Raw genomic sequence first — 18,001 nt, 5'->3', positions numbered from 1 at the left:
AAGACCAGAACAGAGTAAATCTGTTAAGGCAGGTGCGGAACCCCGCAAGGGAAAGAAGCAGAAACCTAAATCGTGAGGTTTGGGAATCGCCGTCCGTTTTACGGCGGCGAGGATGTCAAAGCAGGAATAGTTTTTTTGTACGCTAAGAAATAATAGCAAGAATTCCCCTGTGGAAAATCTGTGGAAAACCGGAGCTTTTTTTGATCGCTCTTTCCGGTCTAAAATCTATCAATAGCAATAACTTCGCCCATTGCTAGGTTTTTCTGGCAATTCTGAAAAGATTGTGGAAAAATTGTCAAAGTGGAAGGAACCACTCCAGACACAGAGGACACAAAGATTGATCGATCATATAGTAAGTTAAACTTATCACACAGAACCCAGAAGAGCCGAGACTTGAGCCGACCAGCGCCTTTCTTAGGGAAAAAATTGCGTAAAATGTAGGCTGGTGATCTTTAAAATGGAACAAGCAGCAGGAAATTAACAAAACAAAACTCCGGGCATTCCCCGGAATCGATAGACTCAAATAGACAAGGAGACAGGATTGGTTAGCACATCTTCGTATCAAACAACAAAATCGAAAGAAATCTTTACAGCCGCTCAAAAATTAATGCCGGGGGGTGTAAGTTCCCCCGTGCGGGCCTTTAAATCCGTCGGTGGTCAACCCATCGTTTTTGAAAGCGTCAAAGGGGCCTATATTCGCGACGTGGACGGTAACGAATACATCGACTATGTGGGAACTTGGGGGCCGGCTATCTGTGGTCATGCCCATCCCGAAGTGATTGCCGCCCTACACCAGGCCTTAGACAAAGGGACCAGTTTTGGCGCTCCCTGTGTCCAGGAAAATATTCTCGCTGAAATGGTGATTGATGCCGTTCCCAGCATTGAAATGGTGCGTTTTGTCAATTCCGGCACCGAAGCCTGTATGTCCGTCCTGCGCTTAATGCGGGCTTTTACTGGCCGGGATAAAATCATCAAATTCGAGGGCTGTTACCACGGTCATGCCGATATGTTCCTGGTTAAAGCCGGCTCTGGTGTAGCCACCCTGGGTTTACCCGACTCGCCGGGGGTTCCCAAAACCACCACTAACAACACTTTAACCGCCCCCTACAATGACCTGGAAGCGGTAAAAGCCCTCTTTGTCGAAAATCCCGACTCTATCGCCGGGGTAATTTTAGAGCCAGTGGTGGGTAATGCCGGCTTTATCGTGCCGGATGCTGGCTTTTTAGAAGGATTACGGGAATTAACTAAGGAATACGGGGCCCTGTTAATGTTTGATGAGGTAATGACCGGATTTCGCATCGCCTACGGTGGCGCTCAGGAAAAATTCGGCATTACCCCCGATTTAACCACCCTGGGCAAAGTTATCGGCGGTGGGCTGCCAGTGGGGGCCTACGGTGGTCGGGCCGATATTATGGCGATGGTGGCTCCGGCCGGCCCGATGTACCAAGCGGGAACCTTATCCGGCAACCCTTTGGCCATGACAGCAGGAATTAAAACCCTCGAGTTACTCCAGCGCCCCGGCACCTACCAATATCTCGATAAAGTGACCAAATCCTTAACTGAAGGGCTGCTGAAAGTGGCTAGAGATGCTGGTCATAGCGTTTCTGGAGGTTATATTAGCGCTATGTTCGGAATGTTTTTCACTGGCTCCCCCGTGCATAACTATGAAGATGCCAAAAAGGCCGATGTGGCTAAATTCGGTCGTTTTCACCGGGGAATGTTGGAAAGAGGCGTTTATCTAGCTCCTTCCCAGTTTGAAGCTGGTTTTACTTCTTTAGCTCACACAGAGGCCGATATCGAACGGACTTTGGCCGCCGCTAAGGAGGTTTTAGCAAGTTTATAGTTAATGCCGCTTCGACTGGGAAAATCGATTGATAGAGTCCCAAGTATGGATGAGTTGACATCTCCCCGCTTGCAAAAGACGGGGATTCTTATCGGTGAGATCGAGGGCGGTTTTAACCCTACTCGATCTCGGTAACAATCTATTTTAGAAGGCCTGTCTGGTAGGTTTTCTGACTGCTATTTTTCAATTTTATTGGTGAGAGTTCCCACCACATCAATACCGAGGGTTTGATGGACACTGGCGAGGAATTGATTGACGATTTCGGGATAGACTTTGATCAGGGCAGCCAGGGATTTACCATCACCATTATCAACGATATTAACTCGCTCGAGGTGTAATCGTTTAGGAATTTTAATCGCTTCTTCCAGGATAGTTTCTAACTGTTGAATCAAGAAAATTGCTTCTGCTTCGCTGCCGGTGTTTTGCCAGACTTCTGCAAATAATTCGTTAACCAAGGCTTCAGCTTTGGCATTTTCTTCAAAAATTGCCGCTTCTCCTCTAGCGCGGAAAGTTTCAGCTTCCTGCTGCGCTTCTGCGGGTAAAACTTGATCTGCTTGGAGACGTAATCTTTCCAATTCTGCCCTGACCTGTTGCAATTTTTCCTCAACTATAGCACGTTTTTCCTTAGCGGCAGCAATAGTTATTTCTTCTTCCGATTTTGCCTGTTGTTCCAGTTTTGCTTTTAACTTTCTCAACTCGTTTTCTTGCTCTAAAATGATAATTTGATCGCGGGTTTTAGCCACGGTTGCCTGTTCCTCACATTCCGCAACTATTTGTTCAGCTTCATTGAGGGCATTTGATTCAGCAATTTCAGCATCACGCATGACTAAAGCGATTCTTTCCCGTCCGAGGGAGTTAAGATAATCCACGTCATCGGCAACATTTTGAATTTTGAGAGTATCAATTTCTAAACCGAGTTTAAACAGATCTTGACTGACGTTACTGGTAATACTTTCGGCAAATTTTAGGCGATCTTCGTTCACTTGTTCGGGGGTCATTGTTGCGACTACACCCCGCAAGTTTCCTTCTAAAGTTTCCTTAGCTACGCGAATAATTTCTTCTCGATCTCGATCTAAAAAACGTTCGATCGCATTGCCGACTATTTCAGGTTTAGAACTAACTTTCACGTTAGCAATTGCCACTATATTCAGGGGAATATTGCCCTTAGAATAGGCATTTTTAATCTCAATTCTGATCGGGGTTGTGGTGACATCCATGCGTTTAACGGTTTCTAAAATTGGAATACGAATCGCCCGACCCCCCGATACCACTCGATACCCCACATCCTGTCTATCTTTTGATTTGCGTTTCATCCCACTCAGAATTACCACTTCATTGGGTTTACAAATACACAGAAAAGAATTGATAAACCAAACCGCACCAATCCCCAGAAATATCAATAAAGCGACGGGAACACTATTCAATAATAAATTGCCAGCACTGTTGTTATTATTGTTGTCGTATTGGTTGGGATTAATTTGGATGAGATAGGAATTATTTTGACTATTCATAGTTAGTTACCCTTTGGTTTAGAAGAAATTAGAAATCGCCCCTGATATACTTTTCCGCAATGACTAAAACTTTATTATCCTGGAAATTGAGGATAAATGCTTGATCCCCGACATTAAATTGTTCTTCCCCTTCCGTTATCGCTACTATATCGATCAGACTATCTCCGACATTAACTCGTACTTTCCCCTTGCTATTTTTGTCGAAGGGGATTTGAACAACTCCAATTAAACCGATGAGAGAGTGATGATCGACAATACTATTTACCTGTTGGTTGCAGCGTCTTAACTTGACTAAAATTAGGAGTAGAATAGCCAAACCAATACCTACCCCTAAGGAAATTAAAACGATTGTGAGCAGTTGAGCATTCATAAGTTTAGTTATTTACCGTTATAGTTGCCCCCAATCTAATTACCGTTAACTAATTCGAGACTTCGGCCATTTCAATCACGCGATCAGCATTATCTTTGACCAAAAAATTTAAAGGTTTATTGCGACGAACTTTATACTTTAAGCGTCGTGATTCCACCCGCATCAGAATTTGTTCTAAACAATCGTGATCAAAACAAACGTGACGATGACGATCCTTATAACCTGCGGTTGCTCCACCAACGATGTGCAGTTGGGTATTTTTCTTTAACTGATACCATAAACCCTGGGGTTGATCTCCCAAAGAAGGGTTGGCAGTAGTCACAGCCGGATTACTAGACATATAAAATGGGTCAATCATATTATTGCCCATCGTCTGCTCATAATTGTAATAGTAATGGAGGGGGACATCGGCCGTGGGTAAACTTAAAAGTCCTTCATAAAACTGTCGGGCTGTCTCCAAATCTGTCACCATGATTGTATGAACTTTTGGGGCGCTAGTTAGAAACATCCACATGGCTAAGGCATAAGCGGCCAGAAGCATAACCATAATCCCCTGGGTGGACAGGAGAGTATCAAGGGGTAGAAAAGCGCCGAAGAAAAGATGATTTATCAACACTGATGTGATCCTATTGTCTAAGAATTTCTATCATTCCCTAATTATAATCACGACGCTGAAACTTAAGTTAACAGGGTGGGGAGTGACCAAGTTCCGTACATTTGTATTAAAATGCTCCCCCTGGGATGAATAAATGATGAGATGATGACATTGGCTACGGAAATATGAGGAATGAGCAGAGATGAAAGCGTATATTGGAAATAGAGCCATCCCTAGAAAGTGAGCTACTGTTATGAATTCTTTTGCGCTTCCCGTCTTTCTGCAATCAGGTTTAACCCTACTGGCATTTTTAGTGCTGATTATCCTGATGGCTTAAATCTTAATCCGTCTGTGACTTTGATCGAGTAGGGGCCGATCGACAGCTCAGACTAGATTTTGATAGACAGTTAGCATCTGTTCAGCGATCGCTGACCAACTATATTGATTTAAGACTAAATCCCTGGCATTTTTCCCCCTTTGTTGGCGAATTTCAGGATCAGTGATAGCCGTTGCCAAAGTATTAGTTAAATCCTCAAGCTGACAAGCTGTCACCCATCCCGCAGCCGCTGCTGCCACCGCAGGATGCAGATCCACCCGGTCTGAGATCACCACAGGAATTCCGGCGGCCATAGCTTCGGCAACCGCAATGCCAAAATTTTCATAGTAGGAAGGTAAAACAAATAAATCGGCCCTAGCGAGGAGGCTATTTTTGACTTCTCCGGTGACAAATCCGGTAATTGTCGTATTTTTGCCCAATATTGACCGCTCGATCTGATTTTTAATCTGATTTTCGTACTCCCGGTCCTGGGGATTGCTTCCTGCTAAGACAAAATGAAAATCTAGACCATTTTCTAACAACCTTTCTAAACTGGGCAGCAATAAATCTAGACCTTTTTTCGGATCAAGACGGGACATATAGAGGATGATCGGTTTATTTTCGGGAAGATCAAAACCCTTTACTGGTAAAGCTTGTGGGTTAAAAAAATCTACCCCTAGGGGGATGACAATATCCTTAGTTTTTATATTAAATCTTTCGGCGATTTGACACTCCTGCTGACTGGTAAAATGAATTGCCGCCGCCGCCGCTAAATTGGGTTTTTCCAGAAAATTGGCATATATTTGTTTAAGTTGCCGTTTTTTTTGCAAATCTGCCGGATCGAGGGTGCCTAGGGGACGGAGAATATAGGGCAGTTGATGATAACGAGCGATCGAAGCTGATATACTGCTCACCGGGGAGAATAAAGCATGAATGTGAGCGATATCGTAATCTTTTGCCCTATTAGCCAACCAAGTAAACAGATCAAGGGAAAATTTATAGCGCCGAAAGGGAGAACAGGGAAAATAATAGATTTGATAGCCATTTTGACTAACAGGGACCCCTAAAGGCACATCTAGGGGTGCTTGTCCCGTGTCACCATTGGAATCGGTGGTAATAATAGTCACATCTTGGCCCAGTTGGGCCAGGGCTGCTGACAAACCAAGTACCATTTGACTAGGGCCACCGTAAACAAGGGAAATCGAAGGAACAATCTGAAGAATTTTCATCTCTTTGGTGCAAAGGTCAAGACTTGTTAAAATCGATCAAGCCGTTCGCTCAAATTTACCACTTCTGTGGCTCTCATTTATGGTAATCGACTTTCTGCCCTTCACTATCAATATTTCTCCGGCCTTTATTGCTGGTAGCTGTCTCTGGTCTTTAGCATTATATTTGGGGTTAGCTGGGGTACGAAATTGGTTTATAGAAATTTTCTATCGCTGGTTTAATTTTGCCGAGCGTTTCCTCTATACTTCCCTAGAGGAGTTTGAAAAAACTCGCGTCGCCAGGGAATCCCAAAATGCTTTTTATGCCTCTATCTTTAGTATTATTCCCTTTCTCATTCTCGGCGGTTTCTCCGATTGGTTAATTGAGATTAGTTTAGGAAAAAGTTGGCCGATTAGTGTCGGTATTCTCGCCTGTGTTGCCTCTGGTGTCTATGAATTAGGAAGACAGGACGGCAGCGGCAATCAGTAAATTAAGCTGTTAACCATCTCAATTATTACTTAGGACTGCACGGGAGTGGCAAGTGAGTCGATTTTAACCCTTGACTAGCGCTCAATCTTTTCCTTCCAGACGATTTTTATGTTTATTAAGAGTCTTTTGCAGTAAATTCAAAACCTCATTGGCAATCTCAATAACTTCATGGGTTCCAAAACCGGCCTGAGTTAATTCTTTAAAAAAAGCCTTAGCGACAATTTTGGCTAATTTCGGGGGATAAGGATGGACAGCGATCGAATGTTCGGACTGAATTTCTGCTATTTCTCTAGTCACTGCCATGGCCACAAAACGAGATTTTAATATCCCTTGCAAATGAAAAATTTGCAGGGATTGGGCAGCCTGTTGAGCGAATAACTGCAAGATTTCTAAATCTAATGGTTCAAAATGTTTTTTGTCTAGGGGAAAACTGAGATTAATTACTCCAATTATCTGCTGATTGAGGATAATCGGTGCGGCTATAAAACTATTATTATTTGATCTTTTTGGATAACTGGCTGCACTGGCAAATGATGATCGAGTTATATCCTTAATTAGTAAAGGTTTCCCTGTGGCCGCTACATTGTCGGCAATAGCTTGATCAAGTTTAATTATTTCTTGATCAGCTAAAGGTGATAGCTCATCATAATGGGCAAAAACTTCTAGATAATCGGTAATTTCCCCTTTTAATTCCTGTGGAGAGCTTAACAGGATTAAACAGCGCCGCGCTCGCAATTGATGAGCGCTCATACTAGCTATTTTCCGAAAAATATCTTCAAGATTTTCCTCAACATTCAAGACAAGAGCCAGAGCCGTTAATTTGGGGTTAAAATTATCCATGTATTCAATCATTTATTCAGTCCGAGTTTAGGCTTTTAGGGTAAGGGTGACATTCCCCATCTCCCTGTTTATCTGAGTCTATAGCGTGCCATAGCATCTGATCGAGGGGCTTTTTTACTCGCTAACTGATCTATTATAGATGTAGCCAAAACTTCTGTCTGTCTCTTGTTTTTTGTCTTCCCTCTAGCTACTCTGAGATCTAGTAGGTCAGAGGAGTTTAACCTGACTGGAGTGAAAGATGGTGCGTTTTCTCTGGGCAATTTTGGCCGGTGTGGGGATGGGGTTAACAGTAGCGCCAGTTTCTTGGTGGTTACTCGCTTGGATTTCTCTCGTCCCCCTGTGGATTATTGTGAGATTAGGGGAAAAATCCCTAAAAAAACAGCTTTTATACGGTTTTGGTTGGGGTTTTGCCTACCATGGCCTCGCTTTATTCTGGATCACGGGAATTCACCCGATGACGTGGATGGGTGTCCCCTGGTTAGCGAGTTTGTCAATTGCTCTGTTTTGTTGGTTGTTTATCACTTTTTGGGGAACTGCGATCGTGCTAACTTGGACGTTAGTCATGTTTTATGTCAACAAAAGTGTTAATCAGTCATCTTTTCGCGATGCTCTCCTACGGGTTTTCATCGGCACTGCCCTCTGGTGTGGGTTAGAATCTCTCTGGAGTCAATCCCCTCTCTGGTGGACTACCCTTGCTTATAGTCAAAGTCCCCATAATTTATTGATTCTGCAATTGGGCAAATTATCGGGTTTTACGACGGTAACGGCGGCAATTGTGGCAGTTAACGGTTTAATGGCCGAAAGCTTGCTCCTAATCCGTCAATCGCGGCAAAATCTCGCTTTTCTCTCTTTACCCCTCCTCATTTGTTTTAGCCTCCATCTCTGGGGATGGAACACATACCATAAACCGATCGAAAAGTCAAGGGATTTAGGGATAAAAATTGGCGTAATTCAGGGCAATATTCCCAACACAATTAAACTTTCGCCCCTAGGATTTCAAAAGGCGATCGAAGGTTACACCTCTGGTTATCAAATTCTCGCCGATCAAGGAGTAGATGCCGTCTTAACTCCTGAAACCGCTTTACCCTATTATTGGGAGAACTTAGTCAATAATAGCTCGATTTATTCGGCAATTTTAGCCAAAAAAACGCCGATCTGGTTGGGTGCATTCGGCAAGGTGGACAAGGGTTATAACAATAGTCTCTTGACCATTGATGGCGAGGGACAGGTGATTAGTCGGTATGATAAAGTAATTCTCGTGCCTTTAGGCGAATACGTTCCTTTTCAGGAAATTTTGGGCGGAATTGTTGATCGCCTTTCTCCCTTGCAAGCGCACTTAATCCCGGGAGATCCCGATCAAATTATTAACAGTCCTTTCGGTAAAATAATTGTGGGCATTTGTTACGAATCGGCTTTTTCCGAACATTTTCGCCGTCAAACTGCTAGGGGAGGCGAATTTATTATTACTGCTTCTAATAACGCCCATTATAGCCACGCCATGCCCGCTCAACACCATGCTCAGGATACCATGCGAGCGATCGAAACCGATCGATGGATGGCCCGGGCCACCAATACAGGTTATTCTGCTTTTGTCGATCCCCACGGTAATCACCTTTGGCTATCGGATTTGGATAAATATCAAATTCATAGCGAAACAATTTATCGACGGGATACGAGGACTTTATATGTGCGCTGGGGAGATTGGTTAACTAAAGTTTTAATTATTACTGCCGGACTAGCTTGGCTCTGGAGAGCTTGGGATTAAGGTGAAAGTGCTATACTTTTTCGTGAATAAACTGTATAAATAACCTAAGTTTTTGCTGCAATGAAAGAGCAATTTGTCAAGTGGTTGAATAGAATCTTAATATTTGATGTGTTTTTAGTGATAGCGGGTTTTCTCTGGTTTGCCGTGGCTGTTATTGGTGAATCCACGGGAATTCCCCTAGGATTTAAACTTTTTCAGCGTCTTTGGCTGCCCCTATTCAATCCTGCTATTAGTATTTTAATTGCGGGGGCGATTTTAAGCTGGGGGATTAATAAAATTCAAGAACGCTTGTCCCCTAAATAGGGTTTGCTTAATTCAGTTATCAGTTATCAGTTATCAGTTATCAGTTCACTGTTTACTGAAAAAACTCCCCTACTTCCCCGCTCTCCTATAGTTTTTAAAGTCGTCTTTGCCAAGCAACAACTAATTTAATTTCCTCATAACTATAATTATCTCCCAGATTTTCTTTGAGAGTTTTCAGGGATTGATCACCCACTTTTTTAATTGCTAAACGAATATATTCCTGTTTATTCTTAGGAACTAACTGATTAATATCAATTTCGTAACCAGCTTCCAGCAATTTAGCTAAATGTTCATAGATGGTTGAGACTTTTAAGCTTCTTTTACGAGCGATTTCTTCCACATTCAAACCATCTTGATAGTATTGGAGAGTGAGGAATTGAGTAGAGGGAAGACTGTCCTGACAAAAATCATTAATTGCCGCTATAAATATATCCCCATACTGTTGAACTTTGCTTTGTACTACTCCAGAAATTTGACGAAACTGCTCTAAACTCCGGGGTTTTGATTGGGCCATCAAACGCAGACTAGAATCATGGAAAATAACGTAGGGAGGAACCCCTTGACTATCGGCAATTTTTTTCCGCAGTTGCCGCAAGCGCTCGAATAATAAATCACTTTCCACCATATTGGGATTGTCGTCTCCCAAGATTGGACCGTTAGCTTTTTGGGGGACGGCAATAAACACGGAACGTTGTTTCCGCATCACTTCCCAACTGTGTTGATTAAGTTTCAAGATTCTAAAATTGTCTTCAGTTTCTACCAGTAGATTTTGCTGGACAAGGGAACGACTTAAACGTTTCCACTCCCCGAGAGTTTTATCCTTACCGATGCCATAAGTGGATAATAAATGATGTTGATATTGGGTGATTCTTTCACCTTTTCCTCCCCTGAGTACGTTGATTATGTGCATCATACCGAATTTTTGTCCCGTCCGCGCCACACAGGATAAAAATTTTTGTGCTTCGATTGTCCAATCCTCAGAATTGTTCCCATTCCGACAGTTATCACAGTTACCACAGTTACCCGCAAAACTTTCTCCAAAGTAGCCTAGTACGCTTGATCTTCTACATTCAGTCCCTTCAGCATAATCTAACACCTGTCGCAATTGTTGACGAGCTTTCTGTTGTTCATTTTGCTCAGTTTTTTGGTTAATAAAATACTCAATTTTTCTGGCATCGGCAAAGCTAAAAAAGAGGGTACATTTAGCCGGTTCGCCGTCCCTACCCGCACGGCCCGATTCTTGATAATATCCCTCTAAATTGCGGGGTAAATCATAATGAACGACAAAGCGCACATCCGGTTTATTAATCCCCATACCAAAGGCAATTGTCGCCACCATAATCTGCACATCATCCCGAATAAAACGGGTTTGATTTTCGCTTCTTTCCTGATCGTTCATACCGGCGTGATAGGGTAGGGCATTAATACCATCTTTTTGTAAATGTTCGGCAACTTGATCGACGGTTTTGCGGCTGATACAATAAACAATGCCAGACCCTTTTTTTCCTTTAATATATTGATACAATTGCTGATAAGATTTACTGGTTTTAGCTCGAACTTCATAATAAAGATTAGGACGATTAAAACTAGCAATATGAATGGAAGCATCTCGCAATCCTAATTGTTGAATAATATCTTCCCTAACCTGTTGGGTAGCGGTGGCAGTTAAAGCCAGAATTGGCACGGAGGGAAAGCGTTGACGGACTTGTTTAATTTGTCGATATTCAGGGCGAAAATCATGACCCCAATCGGAGACACAGTGAGCTTCATCCACCGCTAAACAGGCTAAACCGAGGTAATTATCAATAACAGCTAGAAAGTCTAAAAAACTAGGCGATAATAATCTTTCTGGGGCGACATATAACAGTTTAATTTTTCCTTGCAGGATTAAAGATTCTCTGTCTCTGACTTGTTTCGCGTTCAAAGTGCTATTGAGAAATGTTGCCCCGATGCCATTATCAGCTAAAGCAGTTACCTGATCCTGCATTAAAGCAATTAGGGGAGAAACCACCACCGTCACCCCTTTTTTAATTAAAGCAGGTAGCTGAAAACAGAGAGATTTACCGCCTCCGGTGGGCATAATTACTAATAAATCCTGATCATTTAAAGCAGCCTCAATTATTTGGCGTTGATTCGGTCGAAATTGATCGTAGCCAAAGTGATATTTTAAGACTTTTTCTAAAGAGTCAATTGCAGCCATTGAGCAAGGGGAAAAATATTTTTATAGTAGTTATTTTAGGGTTAGGGATTTAAGTAGTCAGTGATCGGTAATCGGTAAAAAGAAAGCCGGTAGCCAAAACAACTAACCTTAAGATTGTCTCACCTGATCGGGAACACCCACAAAGGAGAGATTAGCTAATTTTTTCAGATTTTGACAGCGCAATAACTCATTAAAATTGAGACTCGATCGCCCCTCAATTTCAGCTATAGTCTCAATAGCCGATAATAAACTTTTAGCGGCCTCGGTTTCCGTGTAACCGCGTCTAACGGCCACTTTTAGGGCTGCCTCATCCGCGTCTAATTCCCGTTGGGGGCTGCGTTTTTCCCGCCAAATCCGGTTAATTGCCAAGGCGGTTAAACCCCCCGCCACTGCCATCCCGACGGCATCGGTTTGTAGGGTTTCCACGGTTAAACCTATCATACCAGCCAGAGCAATTACTCGATCGAGATCGGGTTTAAACCATTTTACTGCCGTTAAAACACAGACAGCCCTTAACAAGACTAAATCCCGTTGGGATCTTGATAATTGCCGCCAGAGGTCAAAATTAATTGGAATCGGTCTGACCCCTCTTTGCCAGGGTAGGGGAAAATTAGTTTCGATTACCTTGCTGCTTTCGGGTTTGCTGACAATGCGCGTCATCATCCGTCCCGAAGCAGGCATGAGGTCTAGTAAATGACTAATCTCGTTGTCTTGGTTCATCGATCGCCGGTCAATAGTCTTCGATCATTGAGTATAATCGCTTTCTGAGTTAATATCTCTTTTCCGACAATTTTCTCAACAAAACCGCGTGAGTACCTACCGTTCGGCTTTGAGGGATTCGATGCCCCGAAAATCGCCAATAAATTCCTGCATCTTCCTCAAAATCCTCATGTTTTGATTATTATTGAGGGGATGAAACCAGTCCTGACCGGATCTTGCCAACTCCAGGTAAAACCCGAACCGGTGGCCGCTATCGAGGCGACACTGAAGGCGTTTGCGGAAGCTTGGGAGTAGGTTAACGGGACGGTGAAGCCGAACCTGATGAACGAACTGGCGATACAGTCGCTACTTTCTACGTTCTGAAAATTAGTTAATTGACCAGATGAAAATAATCGGTAAAACCCCATACCTTCAGCAAACCCTAATTAAAGCAATAGTTAAATCCTGATAAAAATCCTCTTGTTTTAACTCCACTTTTGATTGAGAAGCCAGTAAAAGTAAAGCCCAAAAAATCGCCACCTTTTCCTGTGTTGCCGAGTGACTAGAGGGTTTTTCCGCTTGCCATAAATCTAATAAATACTCAAACTCTATCTCATTTTTCTCTAATTGAAAAAACTTTCTCTGCAAAAAAAAGTCCAGTTCCGCTGCCAATTCCGTCAGGTTTTCTTGGTGGGCTAATTCCGTGATAATTTGTACCGCTTCCCGTCGGGATTGAGGCCGGGGTTTCGGGACAACTACAGGCAGTTTCGGTAAAGCTTCAATCTCTAGGGCAATCTGTTGTAATTGAGTGATTAACTCCTGTAAAGTTACCCGTCTTTTTCGCGGTGGTGGGGCAGCAGTACGACGGCGAATATGATTTTCTAGATAACGGGGTAAAGTTCTTAATTCCCGTTCTAACTCGCTAATTTCCTCATCAATCAGACTTTCTTCTTGCTGGTCAAAAGACAATCTTTCTAGGGTATCAGCCTTAAATAAAACTAACATAGAAGCCCATAAAAAAGCCTGTCCCGATTGGGGTAAATTAGCTTGGGCCATGGCTAAATCTAGATCATTTAATAACCCCAATTCTGCCAAAAAGCGATCGATCACATCAATAACCTGCACATCCCAGGGGTCAATTTCTCCCTGTTCCGCCATTTCTAAAAGAGAGGCGATCGCATCACTGGCCGAGGTGATAGTCATGATTGTAGAATCTTGTAGGATCTCAAAGGATAGAATTTAGCAAGCAAAACCATGGACATATCGATCGCTGACCTGCGCTTGGACTACAATCTCGAAGAATTGCTAGAGTCAGAAACATCTGCCGATCCTTTCATTGTATTTAAACAATGGCTAGAACGGGCGGTATCTTCGGGAAGATTGGAACCCAACGCTATGACTTTAGCCACTATTTCCCCGGAGGGTAAACCCCGGGCCCGCATGGTACTGTTAAAAGACTTCGATCCTCGCGGTTTTGTTCTCTTTACCAACTACCAAAGCGCCAAGGGACAGGAATTAATCGCTAATCCCAATGCAGCCCTAGTGTTTTGGTGGGGAGAATTGCAACGGCAAATTAGGATCGAGGGAACTGTAGAAAAAATCAGCGAGGAGGAATCGGATAATTACTTTTTTGTCCGTCCCTGGGAATCCCGTTTAGGGGCCTGGGCCTCCAATCAAAGTGAAGTGATTTCCGGGCGGGATATCCTCGAAAAACGCCTGACAGAACTAAAAGAAGAATATGCGGGTCGTGAAGTTCCCCGTCCTCCTCATTGGGGCGGATTTCGCCTAATTCCTAGTTTAATCGAGTTCTGGCAAGGTCGCCCCAGTCGTCTCCACGATCGTCTCTGTTATTATCGTCAAGAAGATGGCAATTGGCAAAGGCAACGTTTAGCTCCTTAGTTTTATTTTGACACCTTGTATTAGCAAAATAGCTCGATGCTAATTCAATTTGTCATTTTAGTCTTGAGATAATATTAGGTCGATGTCTTTTCCCAACCCGCGCTTACCTTAGCGATCGGGTTGGGCTATTATATCAATTGGATAAAGGCAATCTCTCTGCCCTAAAGTTTCAGAAAAACGATAGAATTGAAAGGGTTTTTGTCTGCATCCTTCAAAAATAACTAGAGAATTATGGACATCAATAAAGTTGGACTTCGAGAAACCTTAGAAGCATTGCGGGTTGAACTGAGTAAATCTATTTTAGCCTCTGAGGGTGAGCAGATTCGCTTTGAGGTGGGTGACATTGAATTAGAGGTTCAATTTGTGGTTGAGCAGTCGAAAGAAGGCAAAGGTGGGCTGAAATTTTGGGTAGTAGAAATGGGTGGGGGTGTCACCAATAAAGATACGATAACCCATAGAATTAAAATTCCCCTTAAACCCATTGGGAAAGATGGAGGACCTATCAAGACAGCAAGTGATGATATTCCCGATTAGAATTTTATACCCCTAGAAGCGCAATGTTTGCGCTCAAAGCAGTTAATTTGTAGGATGGGTTAGCGAAGCGTAACCCATCACCATCCCAGAAGAATAGGTTACATCAATCCGATAAGTTATGCCCCAATTCCAACCCCTTCGCGCTTTAGAAATTGTTGCCCCTAAATACGGCACTGCCTATCGAATTGGGGGACGTTTACTCTTGACTTGTCGGCATCTATTTGATAATAGTAACGACTGTAAAGTACGATTTAGATCAGCATCAAACTATTCTGATAAGCAAGACATAGACGCTAAGGTAATTTGGAAAGCTCCCGATAATATCGATATAGCTTTAGTTGAATTACCAGAAACTATCGAAACTTGTAATCCTGTAGTTTTTGGGGTGTTACCTGATGCTAATACCACAAAAAAAGTTAAATTTGACTGTTTGGGCTTTCCTTTATTTTTACGGTATGCTGAAGATGAGATAAAATACGCCACAGGGTTACATATTGAGGGAACTATTGATGTGGCTAATCGTGTTCCTCATCACCGTTTGTTATTAAATATTAAAGATAGTCAAGACATACAACCCACCGATGAACAATTAGAAAGATTAGCAGAAGATCAGTCACCTTGGCAAGGAACATCGGGATCAGCAATTGTTTGTAATGGGTTAGTGATTGGGGTACAATCTAAACAGCCAATTAGAGATCGTCCAGCATCTTTAGAAGCTGAATCTTTGGCAAGGGTTTATGATAATCCTGAATGGTGTGAGATATTAGAAAACCATGATATTGATCCTGAACCTAAACCCGTTATTTCCGCTTCTTTAAAATCTTCTTCCTATCGCAATCAAGCTCCTCCTAAACCGAGTTATTTTGTCGAACGTCCAGAGGTTAGTATTGAGTTAAATAAACTTTTATTGTCAGAAATAACGGAAAAAACGGGGACTTTAGTTATTAGTGCGATTTATGGCTTAGGAGGTATTGGTAAATCCACTTTAGCGGCAGCTTTAGCACAAGAAAAAGAAGTTCAAGCCTTTTTTCCTGATGGCATTTTCTGGGCAACATTAGGACAACAACCAGATATTTTATCCTTTCTTCATGGCTGGATTCAAGCTTTAGGAGATTATAATTTTAAGCCGACGGGTATTGATGCGGCATCCTTACACTTGAGGACTTTATTGGCAGATAAAAAGGCTTTATTAGTAGTAGATGATCTCTGGAATGTGGAAGATATTGATCCTTTTAGAGTAGCAGGAAATCACTGTAAATTATTAGTAACCACTAGAGAAGTTCCCGTTAAAGGGGCAATTCGTTATGATTTGGATGTGATGACGGAAAGCCAATCTTTAGCCTTATTAACGGGTTATTTAAAGCATGAATTAAATTTAGCAGATCAGAAACAAGCCAAAATATTAGCCAAAATTGTCGGTTATTTACCCTTAGCTTTGGAGTTAACGGCGGCACAAATTGAAGATGGGATTCCTTGGGCTGAATTAATCGAAGATTTACGAGCAGAAATCGCTAATTTAGAAATTTTAGATCGCTTGGAAGCTGGAGATACTGCCAATGAAGAAAAACGAAAACATTATAGTTTAATTGCTTGCTTTAATCTCAGTTTAAAGCGATTAAATGGGCAAAGATTGAGACAATTTAGCTGGTTAGGGGTGTTACCCGATGATGTTACCATTACGGAAAAAATGGCGGCGACTTTATGGGATTGTCAGGTTAGAGAAGCGAGACAAACTTTAAGATATTTACGGAGTAAGGCTTTATTATTAACGGGGGTTTCTAGTGAACTATTAACGAGTTATCGGGTCCATGATTTGTTACATGATTTAGCCCGAAATCTGATCCTAGCGCCTCCTCATCCTGAAACGGATTATCAATTACCGGGGTTAGGTTTGTCGATTTCTGAAGCGCATGGGCAACTTTTAACTCGGTATCAAAAACAGATTAAGATATCCCCCCTAACCCCCCTTGAAAAGGGGGGAAAAGAGGTGGAAGTCCCCCTTAGTAAGGGGGATTTAGGGGGATCAAACTGGCACAGTTTAGAGGATGATGGCTATATTTATAATCAATTGCTCTGGCATTTGGAAAAAGCGGGACAGATAGCCCAGATTCATCTATTACTGAGGGAAAAAACCGCAGAAGGTCATAATGGTTGGTATAGTCAATGTGAAAAGGAAGGGAAAACGGCAATTTTTATTAAGGATGTTTCCCGGGCGTGGCAATTGGCGGAGGAGCATTTTATTGAGAATCCCAGTGAGTCGATTGGGTTACAGGTTCGTTATACCTTAATAACTACTTCCCTCAATAGTTTGGCGGGGAATATTCCACCAGAATTAATTGCTTTACTGATTAAACATGAAATCTGGACACCTGCTCAGGGTTTGGCTTATGTGAGGCAAAATCAGGATGATTTTAGGAGAGCCGCAGGATTAACAGCAATTAGTCCCTATCTTACCCCTACTTTGTTAACCGAAGCCTTAGAAATTACCAGAGGGATTGGGGAGGAATACTCCCGTGCAGTGGCATTGATAGGGTTAGCTCCCCACTTCCCTGAAGTGTTACCCGAAGCCTTAGACGTTGCCAGAGCGATTAAGTATTTACATCAGCTTGCAGATGTATTAATAAGGTTAGCTCCTCACTTTCCTGAAGTGTTACCCGAAGCCTTAAAAGTTGCCAGAGGGATTGGGTTTGAATCAAGCCGTGCAAGGGCATTGACCGGGTTAGCTCCCTATTTACCGGAAGTCCGTGCAGAGGCGTTGACAGGGTTAGCTCCCCATTTACCGGTCAGTTTGTTACCCGAAGCCTTAAAAGTTGCCAGAGGGATTGGGGATGAAGACTACCGTGCTTGGGCATTGACCGGGTTAGCTCCCTATTTACCGGAAGTGTTACCCGAAGCCTTAGAAATTGCCAGAGGGATTGGGTCTGAATACTACCGTGCAAGGGCATTGACAGGGTTAGCTCCCCATTTACCGGTCAGTTTGTTACCCGAAGCCTTAGAAATTGCCAAAGGGATTGGGGCTGAATCCTCCCGTGCAGAGGCATTGACAGGGTTAGCTCCCTATTTACCTGAAGTGTTACCCGAAGCCTTAGAACTTGCCAGAGTCATTGACGATAAATTTTCTCGTGCAGAAGCCTTGACAGGGTTAGCTCCCTATTTACCTGAAGTGTTACCCGAAGTCTTGGAACTTGCCGAAGCGATTGATGATGATGACTTCTTGGCTAGTATAGTATTAGCAGACTTGGCTGTCCGTTTACCTAGAAGTTTGTTACCCGAAGCCTTAAAAGTTGCCAGAGGGATTGAGTATGAATCCTTCCGTGCAGAGGCGTTGACAGGGTTAGCTCCCCATTTACCGGTCAGTTTGTTACCCGAAGCCTTAAAAGTTGCCAGAGGGATTGGGGATGAAGACTACCGTGCTTGGGCATTGACCGGGT

At 42.8% G+C, this 18,001-nt stretch carries 15 protein-coding genes; 7 read left to right on the top strand and 8 right to left on the bottom strand.

Features of this window, described 5'->3' with window-relative positions; genetic code table 11:
• The first annotated feature begins 541 nt into the window (after positions 1–541).
• On the top strand, positions 542–1,843 hold the full coding sequence (hemL, locus tag EWV60_RS18465; RefSeq protein WP_002748251.1) for a glutamate-1-semialdehyde 2,1-aminomutase: 1,302 nt from the start codon (positions 542–544) through the stop codon (positions 1,841–1,843).
• Between the two features lie 176 nt (positions 1,844–2,019).
• On the opposite strand, the gene EWV60_RS18460 is transcribed toward hemL, so the two are convergent.
• From EWV60_RS18460 to hpsP, 4 genes are all read right to left on the bottom strand, one after another.
• Positions 2,020–3,354, bottom strand: coding sequence for a flotillin family protein (locus EWV60_RS18460; protein WP_287233920.1), 1,335 nt, complete (start codon positions 3,352–3,354; stop codon positions 2,020–2,022).
• Positions 3,355–3,382: 28 nt separating this feature from the next.
• Entirely contained in the window at positions 3,383–3,724 is a 342-nt protein-coding gene (locus EWV60_RS18455; RefSeq protein WP_016517332.1) for a hypothetical protein, read from the bottom strand.
• A 49-nt stretch (positions 3,725–3,773) separates the two neighbouring features.
• Entirely contained in the window at positions 3,774–4,340 is a 567-nt protein-coding gene (locus tag EWV60_RS18450; RefSeq protein WP_069474831.1) for a glyoxalase-like domain protein, read from the bottom strand.
• 363 nt (positions 4,341–4,703) lie between these two features.
• On the bottom strand, positions 4,704–5,864 hold the full coding sequence (gene hpsP / locus EWV60_RS18445; protein WP_287233917.1) for a hormogonium polysaccharide biosynthesis glycosyltransferase HpsP: 1,161 nt from the start codon (positions 5,862–5,864) through the stop codon (positions 4,704–4,706).
• Positions 5,865–5,943: 79 nt separating this feature from the next.
• Between hpsP and EWV60_RS18440 the strand changes: the two genes are divergently transcribed.
• Positions 5,944–6,330, top strand: a complete 387-nt coding sequence (locus EWV60_RS18440) for a hypothetical protein (protein WP_002739650.1) — start codon at positions 5,944–5,946, stop codon at positions 6,328–6,330.
• Between the two features lie 81 nt (positions 6,331–6,411).
• On the opposite strand, the gene EWV60_RS18435 is transcribed toward EWV60_RS18440, so the two are convergent.
• The gene (locus EWV60_RS18435) at positions 6,412–7,170 is read right to left on the bottom strand and encodes a GAF domain-containing protein (protein WP_069474833.1); all 759 of its coding nucleotides are present in this window, start codon (positions 7,168–7,170) and stop codon (positions 6,412–6,414) included.
• Positions 7,171–7,408: 238 nt separating this feature from the next.
• On the opposite strand from EWV60_RS18435, the gene lnt reads away from it, so the two are divergent.
• Both lnt and EWV60_RS18425 read left to right on the top strand, forming a co-directional pair.
• Positions 7,409–8,935 (top strand): apolipoprotein N-acyltransferase, encoded by a 1,527-nt coding sequence (lnt, locus tag EWV60_RS18430; protein WP_002776407.1) that lies wholly within the window; start codon positions 7,409–7,411, stop codon positions 8,933–8,935.
• 60 nt (positions 8,936–8,995) lie between these two features.
• The gene (locus tag EWV60_RS18425; RefSeq protein WP_016517337.1) at positions 8,996–9,238 is read left to right on the top strand and encodes a DUF8620 family protein; all 243 of its coding nucleotides are present in this window, start codon (positions 8,996–8,998) and stop codon (positions 9,236–9,238) included.
• A 94-nt stretch (positions 9,239–9,332) separates the two neighbouring features.
• Here EWV60_RS18425 and recQ read toward each other — a convergent pair whose 3' ends face one another.
• The 3 genes from recQ to EWV60_RS18410 form a co-directional block, all read right to left on the bottom strand.
• On the bottom strand, positions 9,333–11,438 hold the full coding sequence (gene recQ / locus EWV60_RS18420; RefSeq protein WP_287233914.1) for a DNA helicase RecQ: 2,106 nt from the start codon (positions 11,436–11,438) through the stop codon (positions 9,333–9,335).
• 108 nt (positions 11,439–11,546) lie between these two features.
• Positions 11,547–12,158, bottom strand: a complete 612-nt coding sequence (locus EWV60_RS18415; RefSeq protein WP_002748267.1) for a DUF3318 domain-containing protein — start codon at positions 12,156–12,158, stop codon at positions 11,547–11,549.
• A 411-nt stretch (positions 12,159–12,569) separates the two neighbouring features.
• Positions 12,570–13,340 (bottom strand): segregation/condensation protein A, encoded by a 771-nt coding sequence (locus tag EWV60_RS18410; protein WP_024970328.1) that lies wholly within the window; start codon positions 13,338–13,340, stop codon positions 12,570–12,572.
• 51 nt (positions 13,341–13,391) lie between these two features.
• Between EWV60_RS18410 and pdxH the strand changes: the two genes are divergently transcribed.
• From pdxH to EWV60_RS18395, 3 genes are all read left to right on the top strand, one after another.
• On the top strand, positions 13,392–14,036 hold the full coding sequence (gene pdxH / locus EWV60_RS18405; protein ID WP_110578689.1) for a pyridoxamine 5'-phosphate oxidase: 645 nt from the start codon (positions 13,392–13,394) through the stop codon (positions 14,034–14,036).
• A gap of 231 nt (positions 14,037–14,267) precedes the next feature.
• The gene (locus tag EWV60_RS18400) at positions 14,268–14,570 is read left to right on the top strand and encodes a trypco2 family protein (RefSeq protein WP_016517340.1); all 303 of its coding nucleotides are present in this window, start codon (positions 14,268–14,270) and stop codon (positions 14,568–14,570) included.
• A gap of 118 nt (positions 14,571–14,688) precedes the next feature.
• Positions 14,689–18,001, top strand: a 3,313-nt coding sequence (locus tag EWV60_RS18395; protein WP_287233910.1) for an NB-ARC domain-containing protein, incomplete at its 3' end; no start/stop codon positions are given.

It is taken from the genome of Microcystis sp. Msp_OC_L_20101000_S702 (assembly GCF_007095705.1).
Classification (GTDB): domain Bacteria; phylum Cyanobacteriota; class Cyanobacteriia; order Cyanobacteriales; family Microcystaceae; genus Microcystis; species Microcystis ichthyoblabe_A.
Note: the sequence above shows the minus strand (reverse complement) of the source record. Positions and strands in the feature narration are given on the sequence as shown.

Coding starts and splice junctions, on each gene's coding strand:
- EWV60_RS18435 (WP_069474833.1), bottom strand. CDS start 7,170: ATGGATAATTTTAACCCCAAATTAACGGCTCTGGCTCTTGTCTTGAAT.
- EWV60_RS18455 (WP_016517332.1), bottom strand. CDS start 3,724: ATGAATGCTCAACTGCTCACAATCGTTTTAATTTCCTTAGGGGTAGGT.
- EWV60_RS18415 (WP_002748267.1), bottom strand. CDS start 12,158: ATGAACCAAGACAACGAGATTAGTCATTTACTAGACCTCATGCCTGCT.
- EWV60_RS18400 (WP_016517340.1), top strand. CDS start 14,268: ATGGACATCAATAAAGTTGGACTTCGAGAAACCTTAGAAGCATTGCGG.
- EWV60_RS18410 (WP_024970328.1), bottom strand. CDS start 13,340: ATGACTATCACCTCGGCCAGTGATGCGATCGCCTCTCTTTTAGAAATG.
- EWV60_RS18425 (WP_016517337.1), top strand. CDS start 8,996: ATGAAAGAGCAATTTGTCAAGTGGTTGAATAGAATCTTAATATTTGAT.
- recQ (WP_287233914.1), bottom strand. CDS start 11,438: ATGGCTGCAATTGACTCTTTAGAAAAAGTCTTAAAATATCACTTTGGC.
- hpsP (WP_287233917.1), bottom strand. CDS start 5,864: ATGAAAATTCTTCAGATTGTTCCTTCGATTTCCCTTGTTTACGGTGGC.
- EWV60_RS18440 (WP_002739650.1), top strand. CDS start 5,944: ATGGTAATCGACTTTCTGCCCTTCACTATCAATATTTCTCCGGCCTTT.
- pdxH (WP_110578689.1), top strand. CDS start 13,392: ATGGACATATCGATCGCTGACCTGCGCTTGGACTACAATCTCGAAGAA.
- lnt (WP_002776407.1), top strand. CDS start 7,409: ATGGTGCGTTTTCTCTGGGCAATTTTGGCCGGTGTGGGGATGGGGTTA.
- EWV60_RS18460 (WP_287233920.1), bottom strand. CDS start 3,354: ATGAATAGTCAAAATAATTCCTATCTCATCCAAATTAATCCCAACCAA.